14 protein-coding genes and 1 CRISPR repeat array are annotated in these 18,337 nt (G+C 40.4%); of the genes, 3 read left to right on the top strand and 11 right to left on the bottom strand.

What is annotated here, in order from left to right; genetic code table 11:
- Positions 1–620 precede the first annotated feature (620 nt).
- Complete coding sequence (locus tag R0123_RS06090; protein ID WP_323843443.1) at positions 621–1,040, bottom strand: DUF7606 domain-containing protein; 420 nt, start codon at positions 1,038–1,040, stop codon at positions 621–623.
- Between the two features lie 246 nt (positions 1,041–1,286).
- Between R0123_RS06090 and R0123_RS06085 the strand changes: the two genes are divergently transcribed.
- The gene (locus R0123_RS06085) at positions 1,287–2,510 is read left to right on the top strand and encodes an anhydro-N-acetylmuramic acid kinase (RefSeq protein WP_323840970.1); all 1,224 of its coding nucleotides are present in this window, start codon (positions 1,287–1,289) and stop codon (positions 2,508–2,510) included.
- Between the two features lie 202 nt (positions 2,511–2,712).
- Here the strand turns inward: R0123_RS06085 and R0123_RS06080 are convergent, their stop codons facing one another.
- Positions 2,713–3,105, bottom strand: coding sequence for an MliC family protein (locus R0123_RS06080; RefSeq protein ID WP_323843442.1), 393 nt, complete (start codon positions 3,103–3,105; stop codon positions 2,713–2,715).
- Between the two features lie 447 nt (positions 3,106–3,552).
- Between R0123_RS06080 and fabF the strand changes: the two genes are divergently transcribed.
- Positions 3,553–4,857: a beta-ketoacyl-ACP synthase II gene (fabF, locus tag R0123_RS06075; RefSeq protein WP_323843441.1), complete on the top strand. Its 1,305-nt coding sequence runs from the start codon at positions 3,553–3,555 to the stop codon at positions 4,855–4,857.
- 152 nt (positions 4,858–5,009) lie between these two features.
- On the opposite strand, the gene hisH is transcribed toward fabF, so the two are convergent.
- Positions 5,010–5,651, bottom strand: a complete 642-nt coding sequence (gene hisH, locus R0123_RS06070; RefSeq protein ID WP_323843439.1) for an imidazole glycerol phosphate synthase subunit HisH — start codon at positions 5,649–5,651, stop codon at positions 5,010–5,012.
- Positions 5,652–5,661: 10 nt separating this feature from the next.
- Entirely contained in the window at positions 5,662–6,258 is a 597-nt protein-coding gene (gene hisB / locus R0123_RS06065) for an imidazoleglycerol-phosphate dehydratase HisB (protein ID WP_323843438.1), read from the bottom strand.
- A 191-nt stretch (positions 6,259–6,449) separates the two neighbouring features.
- On the opposite strand from hisB, the gene def reads away from it, so the two are divergent.
- Positions 6,450–6,971 carry a peptide deformylase gene (gene def / locus R0123_RS06060; RefSeq protein ID WP_323840975.1) on the top strand — a complete coding sequence of 174 codons (522 nt, stop codon included), beginning with the start codon at positions 6,450–6,452 and terminating at the stop codon, positions 6,969–6,971.
- A 61-nt stretch (positions 6,972–7,032) separates the two neighbouring features.
- Here def and cas6f read toward each other — a convergent pair whose 3' ends face one another.
- The 7 genes from cas6f to R0123_RS06025 form a co-directional block, all read right to left on the bottom strand.
- Complete coding sequence (cas6f, locus tag R0123_RS06055; protein ID WP_323843437.1) at positions 7,033–7,602, bottom strand: type I-F CRISPR-associated endoribonuclease Cas6/Csy4; 570 nt, start codon at positions 7,600–7,602, stop codon at positions 7,033–7,035.
- Positions 7,603–7,608: 6 nt separating this feature from the next.
- Positions 7,609–8,664, bottom strand: a complete 1,056-nt coding sequence (csy3, locus tag R0123_RS06050; protein WP_323840977.1) for a type I-F CRISPR-associated protein Csy3 — start codon at positions 8,662–8,664, stop codon at positions 7,609–7,611.
- Positions 8,665–8,693: 29 nt separating this feature from the next.
- A complete protein-coding gene (gene csy2, locus R0123_RS06045) occupies positions 8,694–9,626 on the bottom strand; it encodes a type I-F CRISPR-associated protein Csy2 (RefSeq protein WP_323843436.1) in 933 nt (310 codons plus the stop codon).
- Positions 9,626–10,972 (bottom strand): type I-F CRISPR-associated protein Csy1, encoded by a 1,347-nt coding sequence (csy1, locus tag R0123_RS06040; RefSeq protein ID WP_323843449.1) that lies wholly within the window; start codon positions 10,970–10,972, stop codon positions 9,626–9,628. The genes csy2 and csy1 overlap by 1 nt, the downstream gene beginning before the upstream one ends.
- A 226-nt stretch (positions 10,973–11,198) precedes the next feature.
- Complete coding sequence (gene cas3f, locus R0123_RS06035) at positions 11,199–14,498, bottom strand: type I-F CRISPR-associated helicase Cas3f (RefSeq protein WP_323843435.1); 3,300 nt, start codon at positions 14,496–14,498, stop codon at positions 11,199–11,201.
- Positions 14,499–15,440: a type I-F CRISPR-associated endonuclease Cas1f gene (cas1f, locus tag R0123_RS06030; RefSeq protein ID WP_323843434.1), complete on the bottom strand. Its 942-nt coding sequence runs from the start codon at positions 15,438–15,440 to the stop codon at positions 14,499–14,501.
- A gap of 260 nt (positions 15,441–15,700) precedes the next feature.
- Positions 15,701–16,208: direct repeats of the CRISPR family, unit length 28 nt; unit sequence CCTTCACACCGCACAGGTGGCTTAGAAA.
- A gap of 66 nt (positions 16,209–16,274) precedes the next feature.
- Positions 16,275–18,122 (bottom strand): ABC transporter ATP-binding protein, encoded by a 1,848-nt coding sequence (locus R0123_RS06025; RefSeq protein ID WP_323843433.1) that lies wholly within the window; start codon positions 18,120–18,122, stop codon positions 16,275–16,277.
- Between the last annotated feature and the right edge of the window lie 215 nt (positions 18,123–18,337).

Below are 18,337 nucleotides of genomic sequence, written 5' to 3'. Positions count from 1 at the left end.
TTCAGTTTAATCTTTATAACTAATTAACCCATTGAGTGGGTCAGTCTTGGCTCATTTATTACTAGCAAATTTGCTCATCGTGTAAATGAATTAACTTTGAGTATTTTTGCTTGATAAATGATAATTTTTGTATTATCTTGTATTAGCAAAAATCCACACAAGTTGTTCTTTAGTTTTGATTTTAAATAGTTTGTGATACATCGTCTGTATCATCAATCAAGGCCAACCATTTTATCACATAAAATTATTATGTCAAGCGTTTTTTTAAAGTTTTTTTATTTTAACTGGTTATTTTTTTAATTTTTAAAAGTAATTAAATTAAAATATTAAAATTAATAACTAATAGTTAAATAGGTTTAAAAAAACTGGGTTGGTTTTGTATCATTCAAACTTTGGTTTGTTATTGATGTCTTATCATCAACCATCGTCTGAATGAGTGCGTATTATACAGGGAAATTGTTTAAGATCAAGCGGTATTTTTGATGAGGCTTAATAAAGTTCTTAAGTGTATGATTTTGTTATTATTTTTTCATTAAGAGTTTCCAAGTTTTTTAAGTAAAAAACCAAAAACTGTGCAATTACACAGCCTTTGGTTTTGTTTTTGCAAGGATTAAAAAGGTTTAGCCCTTTAGTTTATTAACCTTGATGACCTTGCAATGCTTATAAGCAATTACCGAATCTGGGTCTTGAACTAAGATGTCCGACTTGTGGTAATTACCCAGCGTGATGGCACTAGAACCAATCATCCAGCTGTTCTCATCACCGAATAAAGTACTAGCAATGTTTGAATGCGTTAAATTAATTGGTAAAAAGCGGACTTTACCACCTAAGTATGATTCAGCAAAAGTTGGTAGTTTTTGCTCATTAAAGCCAAAATTAACTTTTACCTTACCACCTATTTTGCATTGATAAGTAACTTCACGAATTTTGGTGGCTGTCTCATCTGCTGTGCGTGCGTCCATCAAATCACTTGCACTTGCCACACCAGACAACGCCACACCCATAATAAATACTGGGGCAATCTTTTTTAAAATCTTCATTGCATACACTCCCTATTTCTATTTTCTATAAGTTTGAGACTATTAGGAAATCCACAGCTAAGATTAATTATAAATTGTTTGTTTTTATATCTCCATCATATAATAGTAAAGATTTGTTGATGATTTATTACAAATAATTAAAGACTTAGCATTTTTACACAGACTTTGCGCAAATAGTTACAATTTATCAAAAAATTTGCTATGCTTGATGGTCTTTAAATTTTTATAATCCAAATTGAGCAATCTATGAATTTAGATGATTTTACCCAAAATTTAGAATCTTGGCAAAGTCTAGAAATGCAGTTGGAGACGCAGCCTTATTTTATTGGCATGATGAGTGGCACAAGCCTAGATGCACTTGATGCGGTATTGTGCCGATTTGATGACAAACGCCCGATTGTCATTGATAGCCATAGCATTAGCTTTCCCAATGATTTAAAATCCGCCCTACTCGCCCTTACCACACCCAATGGCGTGAATGACTACATTAAAACAAACAATCTTAGCTTTGAAAGCGAACTTGATGTTTTTGGTTGGGCAAGTGTATTTTATGGGGAACTTGCTGCCCAAGTTGTACTTGAAATGCTCAATAAATCAAATATTGACAACAACAGTGTATGTGCGATTGGCTGTCATGGGCAGACAGTGCGTCATCGCCCACATTGGCAGTTTAGCCTACAGCTACTTGATCCTAATGTCCTGACTGAGCGTACAGGCATTGCTGTGGTCAGTGATTTTCGTCGTCGTGATATGGCTGTGGGTGGTCAAGGTGCACCATTAGCACCTGCATTTCATGAAGCAATATTTAACAACCTAAATCACGCAGACACCAAAAATACGGCCGTGCTTAACCTAGGGGGCATTGCTAATATCACACTGCTGTCTGATGGTGTGCGTGAAGTCATTGGCTTTGATACTGGTTGCGCCAACCTTTTGCTTGACGGCTGGATACAGCGACACATGGGCATGGAATTTGATAAAAATGGTGAATGGGCAAAATCTGGACAAATCATTGCACCGCTGCTCAATCAACTGCTAAAACACTCATTTTTTACAAAACCTTACCCAAAAAGCACAGGTAGAGAAGAGTTTAATTTGACTTGGCTTGATGAAGAATTGGCAAAATTCAATATCAGTCAATCAAATTACGACAATGCCGATGTACAAGCCACATTGACAGATTTGACCGCCATCAGCGTTGCCGATGCACTATTGCAAATCGCCCCATCTGGCGAACTATATGTTTGTGGAGGTGGTGCGTTAAATAACCACCTGATGGCACGCTTAGCACATCACCTGCCCAGCTGGCAAATAAAATCCAGTGGTGCACTTGGCATACCGCCCATGCTTGTTGAAAGCCTTGCTTTTGCTTGGCTGGCTCAGCAAACCATGCTATCACAAGTAGGCAACCTGCCAAGTGTAACAGGGGCAAGTAAGCCTGTCGTATTGGGCCAGGTATGCTTTCCTTAGCTGTTTTTGAACTTAAATAAAGTCTCAAATGACACAAAAAAGCCGATATGATAGCAAATAAAAAACCGCAAAGATTAAATTGCGGTTTTTTTTAAGATAAATTAACAAAATTAACAATAGCGATATCTTTATCTTTAATTATCTCAATCTTAGATTCACCTAAGATTGGCAATTACCAAGAAGAAAAAGGATACGAAATCAATCATTCAGGGCTACAGTTAACATCAACTGATGCACCACTGTGAACATTTTTGTAGGTAAATGTTGCCATATCATTACCTTTTTCATGCCATTCGCCACCACGATTACCAAAAATGCCAGTATCTGCACGATACAAAGTACCAGAGCCTGCTCGTGCAATATTCATCAAGGTGGTTTTGCCGTCAATTGTCATTTGAGCTTGGCTATCGTTCAAATAAGTCAGCTTTGGTGCAATACCATTTTCACAAATAAATTGTTTAGATGACACCGTATAGCCATTTGTATGCTTGACGGTTGACGCATGATTGCTATGACCCATATTATTTTGAGCTGGTGAAGCACAACCTACTAAAGCAATGGCAGTAAGGGCAGCTGTTAAAAATAAGACTTTCATTGTTCGCTCCTTTGGTGTTATATAGTGGTATGAGAAATTTAATTTAATATCTAGATACAACCTAGGCCATCGTAGATATTTTTGTTTGGCTTTTTCATGTTACGCGAATAAATATACCTCAAAACAACACTCTCCATCAAGTCATCAATTGTATCAATTGTGTGTTTTTATTCATACCTATTGTTTATTTGTTTATTTGTTTATTGTTGCGATGCCTTTCATCAATTTATTATTTTTTATTATTTTTACCAACCCTGCTTTTCATTAAACCTACATAATCAACCCCATACAACATCAACTGAGCAAATGATTTCATTAGTTTTAATAAAATACAACTGTACACTTTTCATTTACCAACAGTCATGTTAATATAATGCCAAATAAAATTGTAACAAAAAATGACCTATCCATTCCATTATCTATATTGTTTCTAAGCTGGTGGCAATCATGACCCAACAAACTCAACGCTCAGCACGCTCAAATTGCACACGCATCGTCATTACAGGCATGGGGGCAATCACTCCTGTGGGCAATGATCTGGATACTATTTGGCAAAATCTAATAAATGGTATTAGTGGCATTAGTAGAATCGATGAGTTTGGCAATGATGTTGATATTAATGAATTTCGCTCACAAATTGCAGGGCTGATTAAAGATTTTGATGCCAAAAACTACTTAAATCCAAAAGAAGTACGCCGCTATGATGAATTTGTGCATTATGCTCAAGTTGTTGCCGCACAAGCATTATATCAGGCAGGATTGATTGCTGACATCAAGGGCGACTACCTACCCATCAATGTCGATGGTGAGAAATTTGGCGTAGTGATGGGTTCTGGCATTGGTGGCATTGGTACAATTGAAAGCAGTCGAGACATTATTAAAGCACAAGGGGCAAAAAAGGTCTCTCCGTTTATCATACCGGGAGCAATTGTCAACATGCCAGCAGGCTTGATTGCCATCAGACACGGCCTCAAAGGTGCAAACCTTGCTACCTCAACAGCTTGCACCACATCGACACATGCCATTGGTTTGGGTGCACGCCTCATTGCCTATGGCGACCTAGATGCGGTTTTGGTTGGTGGTAGTGAAAAAGCCTCAACACCGCTTGGCATGGCTGGCTTTGGTGCAATGCACGCTCTATCTACTCGCAATGATGAACCAACCAAGGCAAGTCGTCCTTTTGACAAGGATCGTGATGGCTTTGTATTGGGTGATGGTGCTGGTGCGTTAGTGCTAGAATCTCTTGATCATGCTCAAGCTCGTGGAGCAACAATTCTAGCAGAGCTGGTTGGTTTTGGCATGAGCGACGACGCAAGTCATATTACCGCCCCATCAGAAGATGGCAACGGTGCAAAACGCGCCATGCAAAACGCTCTAAACGATGCAGGAATATCTGCAGATAAAGTTGGGTATATCAATGCACACGGCACCAGCACGCCAGCCGGCGATGTTGCCGAAAGCCGTGCGATTGCCACATTATTTGGTGATGATATCTTGGTCAGCTCAACCAAGTCTATGACGGGACATCTGCTCGGTGCAGCTGGTGCGGTCGAGGCGATCATCACCGTATTGGCATTGCAAAATCAAATCCTACCACCAACGATCAACCTGCAAAACCCAGATGAACGCTGCACCCTTGACTACATTGCCCACACCGCTCGTAAGGTAGAAAACCTTAACTATGCCATTAGTAATAGCTTTGGTTTTGGTGGCACAAATGGCAGCTTAGTCTTTACTCGTTGGCAAGATTAACAAAGATAGAGCTTGGGGCAAGATGGATTTTACTGGGTTAAAATCCACAATATCACAAGCCAAGTTTTGTATCACACCAAAATCAAGCACGCCAAATATGCGTGCTTGAATACATCAATTAAATATCATGTGTTTTTGTTTCACATGGAACACTATATTTGCCAATTAATAAAATTACTCAAAAGACGCAGGCCTGCACGATGGCTTTTTTCTGGGTGAAACTGCGTGGCAAAAATATTGTCTTTAATGATGCTTGCACAAAATTCCTGCCCATAGCTACTAACTGCTGTGATAAGCCCCTGATTTTTTACATCAGCAACATCAGGCTTGCAGTAATAACTGTGTGTAAAATAAAAATACTCATCATTACAGCCTTGCCACAGTGCATGATTGGAATCAGTGTGCACAACATTCCAGCCAACATGAGGGATTTTAATGCCTTGACCGTTTTGCATCCAGGTTTTATCGAAGCGTTGTGCACTACCTGCAACCAACCCCAAACAAGGTACCTTGCCTCCTTCGGTTGAATAATCAAACAATGCTTGCATACCCACGCAAATTGCCATCACAGGCTTAGTTCGTACCACTTCCTGAACGGTCATGTCAACACCGCACAATCGCATATGATGCATGGCATCACCAATCGCTCCTACACCTGGCAACATGACTTTATCGGCAGACCTAATATCTTTTGGGTCGTTCGTGATGACCACGCTGGCCCCTGCAACCGTCAGGGCATTTGCCACCGAAAATAAATTGCCCACACCATAGTCTAAAAGTGCAACTTTAGTCATATCCAATTCCTCACAGCATTTCTTTGGTTGAGGGTAGCTTACCGCCTGCACGCTCATCCATCTCGCATGCCATACGCAATGCTCGTGCCAACGCCTTAAAAACACTTTCTATTTGATGATGACTGTTTTTACCTTTTAGATTATCAATATGAAGCGTAATACCCGCATTATTTACCAAACCATAAAAAAACTCGCTGAATAAATCTACATCCAACCTGCCCACATAAGCACGAGTAAACGGTACATTCATGTGCAGACTAGGACGACCCGAAATATCCACCACCACACGACTCAAACTCTCATCAAGGGGTGCATAAAAATGCCCATAACGGCGAATGCCTTTTTTGTCTCCCAAGGCGATTTTTAAAGCCTGACCAATGGCAATGCCTGTATCTTCCATACTGTGATGATCATCAATGTGCGTATCGCCCACACATTTAACATCAAGGTCAAACAGCCCATGCCGTGTGATCTGTTCAAGCATATGATCCAAAAATGGTATGCCTGTGTCAATATTACCCACGCCAGCACCATCAATGTTGAGATAAACACTGATTTGTGTCTCAGTGGTGTTGCGAGCAATGTGAGCGGTGCGTGCTGCAGTCATAACTAACCCTTAATAATCTTGATTGGTGATTGGCCGAACAAATTAAAATCCCATTTTACACAAAATTAGGTAATTTTTGGGAGAATTATTAAGAGTTTTTAGAAACTATTACCAGTTTTTAGATAAATTTTGCCAATGACCATGCTTTGAATTATAATAATGCCAATATTATCCAAAACCTTGAGAATTTTATGGCACTTTTACCAATTTTAAATTATCCTGACCCACGCTTGCGTACGGTTGCCAAAGAAGTTGAGCAGATTAACGATGACATCAAGAACTTAATTCAAGACATGTTTGAGACCATGTATGATGCTCGTGGCATTGGTCTGGCAGCGACGCAAGTGGATAGGCATGTACAAGTGGTTGTCATGGATCTGGCAAAAGAAGGCGAAAAACCACAGCCTAAAGTTTACATCAACCCAAAAGTCACACCACTGACCGAAGAACTCACCCCTTATCAAGAGGGTTGTCTTTCAATTCCAGAGGTCTACGATACCGTTGAACGCCCTGCTCGCGTGCGTATCGAAGCAATGGACGAACACGGCCAAGCATTTAGCACAGAGGCTGATGGACTGCTTGCTGTATGTATCCAACACGAGCTAGACCACCTAAAAGGCATTGTCTTTGTAGACCATCTGTCATCACTCAAACAAAGCCGAGCCAGAGACAAGGTCAAAAAAGTACTCAAAACTCGTGAAAGAGCCAATTAAGCTGAACCAAAACACCCCAGACGATATGTCTTGAGGTGTTTTTTATTAATATTAATCACCATTAAAAATCAGGCACACTACCACCACCTAGTCCATACGACCCAAATTCGCCAATGACAGCATCATCTACCATTTTTTTGGCAATGCGTAAACAAAAATCCACGCCAGTCGTTTGGCTTTTAAGCATGACAAAGGGGTAGTTAATAATAGGGTCTGACGTGTAATCACCCAATCTCGCCACTGCCTCATTATAGCTAAGTGCATGTTTCTTAGCATATCGCCTTGCTAGATTTTCTTTAGATGAATCAGGGTGATAGCGGTAAAAAATAGCATGGCGATGGCAAACAGGTACAGCTTGAATAGATTTTAAATGCAAATAATCACTCAATCGTTCCAGCCACTTTACCAAATTTAACTCAGACAATTCCTGCTCTGTTTGGGCAAACACTCGTAATTTTAAGCCGAGCGTTCCCCTTTTTTTGTTAAAATGGTATTGTGGAAAACCAACCCCAATCTGCGGATTTTTGTTGTCCACCAAAGCAATATGGATTTGTGCATACACCCTACTCCACAAAAAATAGGGCGTGATTTCTTCATCGGCAATCAGCGTGATTTCTTGATAATATTTCATCACCATCTACTCTTTACCGCTTTCACCAAATACACCGCCACGAATCAGCACCGCCATTACATAATGCTGTTGCCCGACATCTGGTTTTTCGCCCTTTAGCACCCATTTATCAAACAAACTGTAAAAATCTTGCTTGTTTTTTGGCTGTCTAAACGCCATACCCAAAGTTGTTACTGCACCGTAAGGCTCTACTGCAATGATGGTTTTTTGATTATTTGCGTTTAATAGATTGTCGTCTTGTCTGATTGTATACCAATCATCAATCGTGCGAATGGCATTGCTGATTTTTTGCGAATGCAGTCCTGCGTGGTTTTTGCTGGTATCGCCCACACGATAAAGTACCTTGCTTTTTTTACTGCCTGTGTCCAAAACCAGCTCTTGCGATGGATAGACCTCTTGTCCAAAACCGACCACCGCACGGGCCTGTACTGACAAAATCACAAACCGCTCACCCACCAAACCTTCTTCAATCCAGCCTGCCAAAGTCGCCAGATTTTTATCTTCAAAATCAAAAGAGTGCAGGCTAAACGCCTTGGCATCATCAAAAATTAAAGCACTGTCTTCATCGTTATTCAAAACCACTTTAATCTGAATTTTTTGTGCGCCCACACGGTTGCGCCACAACCAGCGGGCATTGACCATATTGACCGCATAGCGTTTGGCAAGCTCGCCAAGCCCTTGATTTTCTTTGTAGTCGGCGATAATCTTTGCCAACGCTTTGGCATAATCTTGGTCGTTGCACACAGACGGTTTGCCTGTAAATGGCAATACTTTACAAGTGAATTTGGCAACCAATGTGTCGTTTTGTTCATCAAGGCTGGCTGAGTCTACTTTTTGCAAATTGGCTTTTTGGATTTCTGCATCCAATTTGGCAGGGTCATTGGCAACCGCATTTTTTAAGCGATTGCTGATTGTGCCACGCACCGATTTTTCTTGGACGCTAATGATGGTGCGATTTGGATTTTTTTCCGCGCTGTTTTCTTGCCAAAAAAAGCCGTCCGAGATGTCCAAGACACGCTCAAATGCCAATACAGATGCGGTTTTTAACTCATTTTTTGCCATAACTTTCTCCAATTAAGATTTAGCATAACTTAAGATTTTTGTGCAACAACATACAAATTTTGTTCAGGCTTGTAAACTTGATACCAAAATGCCTGCTCCAAATCGTCAATGCGGTGTGGAAAACACCACTCACCCAGCGAATAAATACTCTCTACATATTGGCTTTGGTACTCAAGATTGCGACTGCTTGCCATTTGCCCTGCTTCAAACACAGGAGAAATGCCTTGATAACCCACAGGCATCGGCACAAGCCAGCCACGCCCTTGTTTGACGCTGGTGGTTTGCCATTTTTGACCTATATCGTCTGGGTGGTGGTGTAGCACGGCCGTTTCAATCAATGCATCCAAGGCAGTGGCATTGGGATTGGTCTGCTTTAGTTGCTCAGTGATTTCAATGAGATGGCGATGTGCGTCCATAAGCACAAAGGCAGGCAATAATTGTTTGGTAAAATTATTGAGTTCTTCAGCTTCAATAAATTGCACAGGGTTAAATTTGTCTATTTCAATAACACTGCCACCTGCAAGGCGTTGCTGTTGTAATAAAGTTAGGGCATTGTTTTTTAAGCTGTCCTTTTCTTCTTCGCTCAAAAAACCATCCGTATAAACACCCATCATCAAAGAAACTGTCAAATGGCATTTGCCTTCTTCAATAATTGGCGCGGTTTTGCCTGTTTTTAAAATCGGATTGCGACTTTGAACAAACGAAAATTCTTTATACGCATTTTCACGGTAGGCTCGCACCGTGCAATCAAGACACGCAATCAACACACCATCCAAACGAATGTGGTTCAATTCATCTATTTGGGCAATTTTTCGGCTTAATGCGTGCGTTGCGCCCGTAAAACCTGTAATCGCAGGAAAACCATAAGTTAAAGGGCTGGATATGGTGTTGGCATTTAAAATTTTAATATTTTTAAAAAGCAAATAACCCACGCACTCCAAATCATCATAAATAAAACTCATCAAAATACTCCATTGCCCAATCGCACACTCTTTTTGATTTCATCTTTAAATTCGTCTCGCCATTCGTATTGCTCAGGTTCGCCAAATTCGTGGGCGATTTTATCAAATTCCAATTTTAATAATCGTTGCAACCACTCGGCAAAGGCAATCTCTATTTCTTCTCGCCAATCGCCCAATTCACGGCTTTGTTTAAACTCTTCTTCATCTTGCAATTCACCACGATTGGGGTCTAGCCAATATTTTTGCGCCACTTTTAAATTTGGATAGTCCTTTGACCACCCTGCTGGGCGGGTGTTTTGAATGCCTATGGCAATCTCAAAAACCTTGTATATTATTTCGTCTAAAGTGGCTTTTCTGGCATCACGGATTTTGACATTATTGGTGGTATTTTTAATGATTTCAAATAAGCTTTGCAACTGAAATCTTGCGTGATAATCAAGGGCTTTTAAATCAAAAATGCTTTTGGTATTCTTGGGAATGGATATACTACCTGAACTTCTAAAAATCGGTGGCAATGATGGCAAAAGGTAGTTTTTTCCGCTTTGTTTACTCATCAGTTGGCTCACCCCTTGCGGATTGCTACCGCCAATATTCACCACCGCCAAATCGTGCAAACTTGGATACGCTTGCTGTAATGCATTTGCCTTACCTCGATTTTTGCGAGCTTGCACATTTTGCTCTGAAAAACGCATTTCTTGAATGGTCTTGTAAACATAATGGGCAACCGATATTGGATACAAAGGCACAAGACAAACATAATCCTCATTGCATTTCGCCCATAAAATTTGTTTATTACGCTCATCAGTTCTAGGCTGGTCAATTTGACTTAACACCAATTGATAAAAAATTGTCTGAATGCGGTCAGATTCTTTTTCATCAGAGTGAAAAACACCCTTTAAGGCTGAATGTTTTTGAGCAATCATCTGCCCAACTGTTACATCGCCCACTACAATATAATTTAAAAAAGCCGCCAATGGCAGGGCTGCTGCATTTCCACTAGCATCAACCACTGCTTGATCTAGATTATGATGACCAGCAAATTCAATTTGATGCTTGACATCAAAAATCAAATTATCGCCTTTGGAGCTAGAATGAATGCCTTTAGAAATATGCGTACCAAAACTTAATTGCTTGGACATCCAATCCGCCATATAAGTCAAACGAATATCTTTTTGGTATTTTTCTTGTTCGGTTTTTAAAACTGCCTGTAACTGAGCTACTTTTTCCACATCGTTATCAGCAATGGCTTTATCAAGCTGTTTTTGCTCTTTTTCGGTTTTTTTGTTATATTGGGCGGTCAAAAAATTCAAAATTGCCTGTTCGATTGTTTGTCTGTCAATCTGCATAGACACACTTGTCTCCTAGTCGTCTTGATAACACTTATTACACTACATCAAAAATCATTCGTCAAACTATTTTTTTGATATTTTTGCTATTAAAAAAATGGCAAAGCCTTACTAAAAACAGCGGTGCCAGTGCCACTAAGCGCGATTTAATCGCACACCATATAGAGGGCTTAAAATCAAGCAGTTTGGTACCTTTAGTCCTAAAGAAGCTAAACCGCTTTTTATTTCAATCTTTACGCCAAAATCCAAACCGTTCATCAAAATAAAAAACGGCATTTTCAGCCAACGACACCCCCAAAAACCGCTTAATTCGCTCGCTTTTTGACAACTCTGGGAAAGCTTGGGCAAGCTGCCTAAGCTCATCTGCCACACTTTGTGCCAGCCAAACCGAGACATTGTCGTTTTGGGTATCAAGGCGTTTGGGTGTTATTTCGCTGGCATTTTTGCAATTTAAGCCATGTTCATCCACCTGTGCCTTGTGTTTAAAATGAGTACCCTCATCATCGCTTGGCACAACGATAAAATCGCTGTTTGCCCGTCCTGCCCGAAATGGCGTTAAAAGACTCAAATGCAGATGATGGCGATTGGCGGTTTCTTCATTATCAAAATAACTGTTAACGACATTTGGCTTGTTGTTATTCATCAAATCTTCCATAACCGCCTGTTCTAAATCGGCTAAATTCTCTTTGATATTTAAAGTCGGATTTTTGCTAATGCGACATTTAGCATCTAATTGAGTTAAAATATTTTTATCAATCAGTTCTGTGGTATTTTTGGTATTTAACACATATTTATCATCATCTTTGTCGTTTTCAAAGCCAGGGCGGGTAAAAACGATATTTTCATTTTTTAAAGCACGAATATTGTGCGACCAAATGCCAACATTGGGTGTATCAGCAAATAAATGCGGACGGTGGCGTTTGACTCGCCCAGCCAGCTGAATAATTGACCGCATAGAGCTTGGTTCAACCATCGCCCAATCATAATCGTGGTCTCGTCCCACTTCTGCCACAGGCGTGGCAAGCACAATGAATAAATGATTGTTTTTATTGGGATTTTTATGGATAAAATCAGCAATATCGGCTTGTTTTGCCCACTCTTTATCGCTGATATTTTTACGGCTAAGCACGGCATCAAGGCGAGTTTCAAGGCGATTTCGTAAAGCCAAAATTTGCTGAGAATGGTAACAACACAAATAAATTTGCGTGTCATTTAAATGTGCCGATTTTAAACGATAAAACGCCTCGGCAATTTGCATTAGAGGCTGAATATTTGCCATTCGTATCAAGCCTATGCTTATTTTTTTATCATCCAAAATAATGTGATTTTTTGAATGCAAATTTATGGCATTACCTAATAATTGCTCAGCAATTGTAGAATAAAATTCTTGGGGTTTTTCGCCATTAAATTTTGCTTGAATTGGTAAAATTTTTGCCATTTTTCTAATGGGTTCTTTTTTCAAAAAAGACAGGCGTTTTTGAATAAAATTGGCGTGGTGATGATTAAATATTTCAACAGTTTTGCATTGTGTGGCATTACAGTCATTTTCGTCAAACCACGCACAAACGACAGATGGGTTTGGCTTGTTAAATTGGGCATTATAGATTTTGCGACCCGCCAAATAGGCATTAAAAAGACCTTGCACCAAATCGGGTGGTAGCGTAGCAGATGATAATAAAACCCTAGAACCAAAAACTCCCGCTAAATGCACCAATCGAGACAAAGCAGGCAAATCACTTTGATCAAAATCATCAGGCTCATCCAAAATTAAATCTGAGCCAAATAAACGCAGCAGCGGAACAATGTATCTTCCGCCACGACTGCCTTCGCAAGCTTGCATTAAATGGTCGATTGTGCAAGTTACTACAGGGCAGATGAGTAGGTTTTGGGCATTTTTGGCGTCTAGCACCGTGCCAAGTTTTAAATCCGCCACAATATCGGCAAAATCGTCACTATCTACCAGACCATCAAGCAAAGTTTGGTCAGATTCACTACCGCTCAGCGCATTGTTTTCAAACAACTGTTTTTGTGCCAAGCCACCCACCAAAATCGCAAGTTGGCTATCGCTTAGTTCCAAGTTTTTGCGAAAACTTTGCCCTGTTTGCAAAGTCAAAACCCTTAAACCCAATGCAATCGTCAAACGAGTGCCTTTTTCCCCTGCCAATGCATACATAATGCGAGCATTGCCAATGGTTTTGCCCCTGCCAGTTGATGCCATATTTACACCAAAAAAGCCGTTTATATGGCTATCTTCGCTGTGCGTGCTTGCCAGTTTAAAGGCTTTGTTTTGCCACAAAAACAGTTCACCTGCGGTATTTTTGGCAAGCGGTTCGTGCTTATCAAGTCTGGGCAGATTTTCGTGCAAAATTGGTAAACTACGGCAAAATTTAGCGGTCATATCCGCCACACCCAGCAAATGTTCGTCCAAAGATTGATTGGTATTGCCTGTTTTATCGGTATTGGCGATGAGTGTGTTTTGCCAATTTAAACTGCCCAAAACACGCTGTGGGCTATCTATTTTTAATGACGAATAATTGTGGTCTCCCACCATCAAAGCAAGCCTTGATAATTGCACCAAAAATGGGTTGGCAATCGGCCGACCCAATTGGGAGAGCTTATTTAAAGTTGGGTCGTTAAGTGCTTTTTTGGCGTAGCGTTTAAGCTGTTTTTGCCAAAGAGGACTGCCCCAAACAATATCATTAAAAGCAAAAAATTGATGAATATTGACATCACAATTGGGATTTTTTACCCAATATTCCATTGGTTTAAATAAACTTTTGTAATAAGTGTTTAAATCTACTTTCAAATAGCGATTATCACTTTGTAAGTACTTTTTCTTATCTTTAAAATAATAGTCAGTCAAAGCAGGTAGGCGATGATGGGTAACAATCAGCCACGCAATCCAATTTGCAATCGGTGGCAATTGATGTAATTGGGTTTTTTCTATATTTTGTACTAAGTCATCAATATTTAATTTGGTTTTAGCAAGATAATCTTCAACGGTCAAAAACCTTTCAAAAATCTCATTATCGGTTTGGCAATTTTGGACAAGCCACAAAAATAATTTTAAAGACAGCCATTCGTGGCGATAAGGGTCAGAAGTTTTAGCAGATTTTTTTAATTTATCTTGAAAGCCCACGCTTGATTTTCCCAAATCGTGCATTAAGGCAGAAATTACCGACACAATAGAAATGGCATTTAAAAATTGCCAATCATTCTCCCAGTCAAAGTGCAAAATACTGCGTTTGGTTTTATTAACAGGCACAAACCCACTTTCGTTAAATTCATTTTTATTGCCCACTACCCACACCAGCTCGGTGCGGTTTCGGGTTTTGATTTTATGGCAAGCCACAGCGGTATTTTTGCTGGCACTTTGGCGTAATAATTTTCGCACCATTATCAAGCCATCTTCGGTAATACTGGTTTGCCACACATTGTCGCCGATACGATTGGCATAAGCGTCCAAAACTCTTCTGGTTTTTATCAGCGATTTTTTCTGACATTGGCAAATGAAAATGACATTCATCTAAAAGTCCTTTTTTAGCGCCATTTCTTTAACCACTTCAAACATAAAATCAAGCGCTTGATAATCGGTAAAATAATTCAAAACTTCTTGGCGAAACTCTTGCTCGGTCGTGTTTTCTTTTGCACAGATAAACGATAAAGGCAACACAATCGCATCTTTGACCAAATCGGCAATATCAAACACCAAAGCCCCACGCCGTGTTTTGCCGTGCATAACCGCAAATCCGTGCGAAATCCCCAACACCCAAGCGGTGGTCGCCCCCAAACCATACGCCAAATAATTGCCGTGGTTTAAAAATACATTGGCTTTATCGGTGCTGCCAAAATCACGAACAAAGCCTGCATTGGCTGTGTTTTTGGCGGCAATTTTATACAACTGCTTGGTCATTCGCCCTTCTAAAGCTAATAAATCAGCATTGCTATTTTGATTGGGAATTTGGGATTGATAATTGGCGATAATGTCATTGATATTTTCGTGAAAACAATAGGTTTTAAACTCTTTGTCTTTTGTGTAGATTTTTAATATAAATTCGGTGCGTTTTAATTGTAATTTTTTGGCGATTTTTAAGCGTTTTTCATCATCAAACCACCAAGAAAGCCAGCCTTGTATGTATTCGGTAGGTCGATATTCAGATTGTGGCGACAGCCATTGTACTTCACAGCCACTAAACAAAGGCGTGCCACCACCGCCACAAAAACCCACCAATACCCCTGCCTGTGCAAGCATTCTCATTGCCGCTTGGGTGATTGAAGTGCCTGTGCCCAATAAAATGCAAGTGGTATTGGCAATTGGAATATTATAATAAAGATTTTCTTTTTTGCTTTCGGTGAGATACAAAACACGCCCGTCTTTTTGCATTACTCGACAGTGTTCTAAATAAAAAAGGTTAGCGCGTTTGGAGTGCAAAATGGCTTTTAAATCAGAGGATTGGAGCATCATCATGATAAACTCATCACATTTACAAAACTGATACACCATCATTAAAGCACCCTTTTGCACGACAGTCAAGCAATTTGCCTTTCCAATAAGATTAAGATATGATAGAAATAAGGCAAAAAAGCAAATTTCTACCCTTTATTTTTTTTATTATTTAAAAACTTAATAAAATCAATAAGTTGCACTTATCAGAAAAAATATTGGTTTTTTTGGCAATAATCATCGCCAGAGCTTGATTTTTCTGATAATGCTTTGTAGAATATCTACCTTCACACCGCACAGGTGGCTTAGAAATTGGTAGCAATTAAAAAGCGGTAAATCTCATCCCTTCACACCGCACAGGTGGCTTAGAAATCCTGATTTGGCGTGGAAAACGATGGATAACACCTTCACACCGCACAGGTGGCTTAGAAAATGTCCATCATGATTTGAGCGTATCAACACCACCTTCACACCGCACAGGTGGCTTAGAAAAGCACCCAGCACAATGTAAAAAAAGTGCAGTTCCTTCACACCGCACAGGTGGCTTAGAAATATAACGGCAACATTGAGCTTGGTAATATTGACCTTCACACCGCACAGGTGGCTTAGAAAAATAAAATGCCCACGGCTTTTGCCAATTTTGACCTTCACACCGCACAGGTGGCTTAGAAAAAGAAGCTGAAGAGTAAGCCAGACAAAAATTACCTTCACACCGCACAGGTGGCTTAGAAATTTAATCCTGCTCGCCATAGATACTTTATGGCCCTTCACACCGCACAGGTGGCTTAGAAAAAAAGAGGGGGTGTGTTGGTTATCTATTCCTTCACACCGCATAGGTGATTGGTTGATAGACTCACCCTACTCCATTTTTCCCAAAAATCCGCCAGATTGCCTTGACCACAAATGGGCGTACACACCATTGTTGGCAATGAGTTCATCATGGCTACCAATCTCAATGATTCGTCCTTGATCCATGACCACCAACTTATCAAGGCTAGCAATGGTTGATAAACGATGCGCAATGGCGATGACGGTCTTGCCTGCCATCATATCATCAAGGCTTTGTGTGATGGCGTGTTCCACCTCGCTATCAAGAGCAGAAGTTGCTTCATCAAGCAGCAAAATTGGTGCATTTTTTAGTATCACACGAGCAATCGCAATTCGCTGACGCTGACCGCCAGAGAGTTTTACACCACGCTCACCCACTTGCGTATCAAGACCTTTATTGCCATACTTGTCTTGCAAATTACAAATAAAATCCCAAGCATGGGCAGCCTTAGCAGCCAAGATAATCTCATCATCGGTTGCATCAGGTTTGCCATAGGCGATGTTCTCACGCACAGTTCGGTGTAAAAGGGCCGTATCTTGAGTTACCATACCAATGTTCTCACGCAAAGAATTTTGAGTAACCCCACTGATATCCTGACCATCAATAAGAATTTCACCATCTTGTACATCATAAAAACGCAACAGTAGATTGACCAGCGTGGATTTGCCCGCACCACTCTTACCAACCAAACCCACTTTCTCGCCTGCTTTGATGTTCAGATTAAACTGATTTAACAGCTGAATTGAGCTGTCTAACTTACCATAATTAAACGATACATCGCGAAAAACAATATTACCACGATTAACAACCAAATCTTTTGCATCTTTCTTGTCCATGATGGTATGTGGCGTGGTCAGCGTATCCATACCATCTTGCACCGTGCCGATGTGCTCAAATAAGCTTGCCATCTCCCACATGATCCACTGAATCATACCTTTTAATCTTAGAGCAATACCAGAGGCGATGGCAATCGCCCCCACCGTAACCTCCCCAATCATCCATAGATACACACCAATTGTTGTACTGCCAATAATCATCAGCAAAGAAATGGTCTCAGTAGTTGTACCAAGTAGCGACACCCAACGCATCTGCGCATGAACAGTGGTCATAAACTCTTGCATGGCAGATTTGGCATAGCCCAACTCACGCTGGGAATGACTAAATAATTTGACCGCACTGATGTTGGCATAAGCGTCTGTAACTCGCCCTGTCATCAAAGCACGAGCATCTGCTTGATCGCTGGCGGTGCGTCTTAAGCGTGGCAAAAAAAACTTCATCACAACAACAACGACAACAAGCCATAAGGCAAAAGGCACAAACAACCAAAAATCCAAACCTAATAAAATCACACCGCTGGTAATTAAATAAGCAGATACAAACGATGCCATTTCCGCCATTGTCATGATGGTATCACGCACAGCAAGTGCTGTCTGCATGACTTTGGCAGAGACTCGCCCAGAAAACTCATCATGATAAAACTGCATGGACTGTCCGAGCATGTGCTTATGAAACCACCACCTTAGACGCATGGGCATCACACCTTGGAGCACTTGAAAACGCACCAAATTATCAAAAAATTCACCAATGATTGATAATAAGCACAAACCCAAAATCATCATGATAGTTTGTCCTTTTTCCTGCCAAAGTGTGCTTGGAGCATAGATGGTCAGCCAGTCCACCACATCACCCACCCACGCAAAAAGTAGCGAACCAAATACGCCCAACAACACCGACAACAACACACGAATAAAAATCCACACCCTTGCCCCCTCGGTGCACACCCAAAGAAAGGACAGAAGCTTAGCTCGAGTCATTACAGGCATAGGACCTTCTGGATAAGGATCAATTTTGCGTTCAAAATAAGAAAATAAGGACATATTTCTTCACAGGTTGTTATAAAAATTTAGATTATTATAACAGATTTTTAGGTATCTTTTTTGACCAAGTTTGACAAAACTTGGTTGGTGTTGGACGAAATTTATTCAAAACAAAACCACAGCTAAGCTCATCACCCCATCAATATATTTACAAAAACACCAAGAAAATAACGAAACACTGCACCCAGTACCGCACCGCCAATCAACAATAAATT

This window comes from Moraxella sp. Pampa (assembly GCF_035181385.1).
Taxonomy (GTDB): Bacteria; Pseudomonadota; Gammaproteobacteria; order Pseudomonadales; family Moraxellaceae; genus Moraxella.
Note: the sequence above shows the minus strand (reverse complement) of the source record. Positions and strands in the feature narration are given on the sequence as shown.

Bases quoted from the DNA above. Each gene is read 5' to 3' on its own strand.
- R0123_RS06090 (WP_323843443.1), bottom strand. From the start codon at position 1,040: ATGAAGATTTTAAAAAAGATTGCCCCAGTATTTATTATGGGTGTGGCG.
- R0123_RS06085 (WP_323840970.1), top strand. From the start codon at position 1,287: ATGAATTTAGATGATTTTACCCAAAATTTAGAATCTTGGCAAAGTCTA.
- R0123_RS06080 (WP_323843442.1), bottom strand. From the start codon at position 3,105: ATGAAAGTCTTATTTTTAACAGCTGCCCTTACTGCCATTGCTTTAGTA.
- fabF (WP_323843441.1), top strand. From the start codon at position 3,553: ATGACCCAACAAACTCAACGCTCAGCACGCTCAAATTGCACACGCATC.
- hisH (WP_323843439.1), bottom strand. From the start codon at position 5,651: ATGACTAAAGTTGCACTTTTAGACTATGGTGTGGGCAATTTATTTTCG.
- hisB (WP_323843438.1), bottom strand. From the start codon at position 6,258: ATGACTGCAGCACGCACCGCTCACATTGCTCGCAACACCACTGAGACA.
- def (WP_323840975.1), top strand. From the start codon at position 6,450: ATGGCACTTTTACCAATTTTAAATTATCCTGACCCACGCTTGCGTACG.
- cas6f (WP_323843437.1), bottom strand. From the start codon at position 7,602: ATGAAATATTATCAAGAAATCACGCTGATTGCCGATGAAGAAATCACG.
- csy3 (WP_323840977.1), bottom strand. From the start codon at position 8,664: ATGGCAAAAAATGAGTTAAAAACCGCATCTGTATTGGCATTTGAGCGT.
- csy2 (WP_323843436.1), bottom strand. From the start codon at position 9,626: ATGAGTTTTATTTATGATGATTTGGAGTGCGTGGGTTATTTGCTTTTT.
- csy1 (WP_323843449.1), bottom strand. From the start codon at position 10,972: ATGCAGATTGACAGACAAACAATCGAACAGGCAATTTTGAATTTTTTG.
- cas3f (WP_323843435.1), bottom strand. From the start codon at position 14,498: ATGAATGTCATTTTCATTTGCCAATGTCAGAAAAAATCGCTGATAAAA.
- cas1f (WP_323843434.1), bottom strand. From the start codon at position 15,440: ATGATGATGCTCCAATCCTCTGATTTAAAAGCCATTTTGCACTCCAAA.
- R0123_RS06025 (WP_323843433.1), bottom strand. From the start codon at position 18,122: ATGTCCTTATTTTCTTATTTTGAACGCAAAATTGATCCTTATCCAGAA.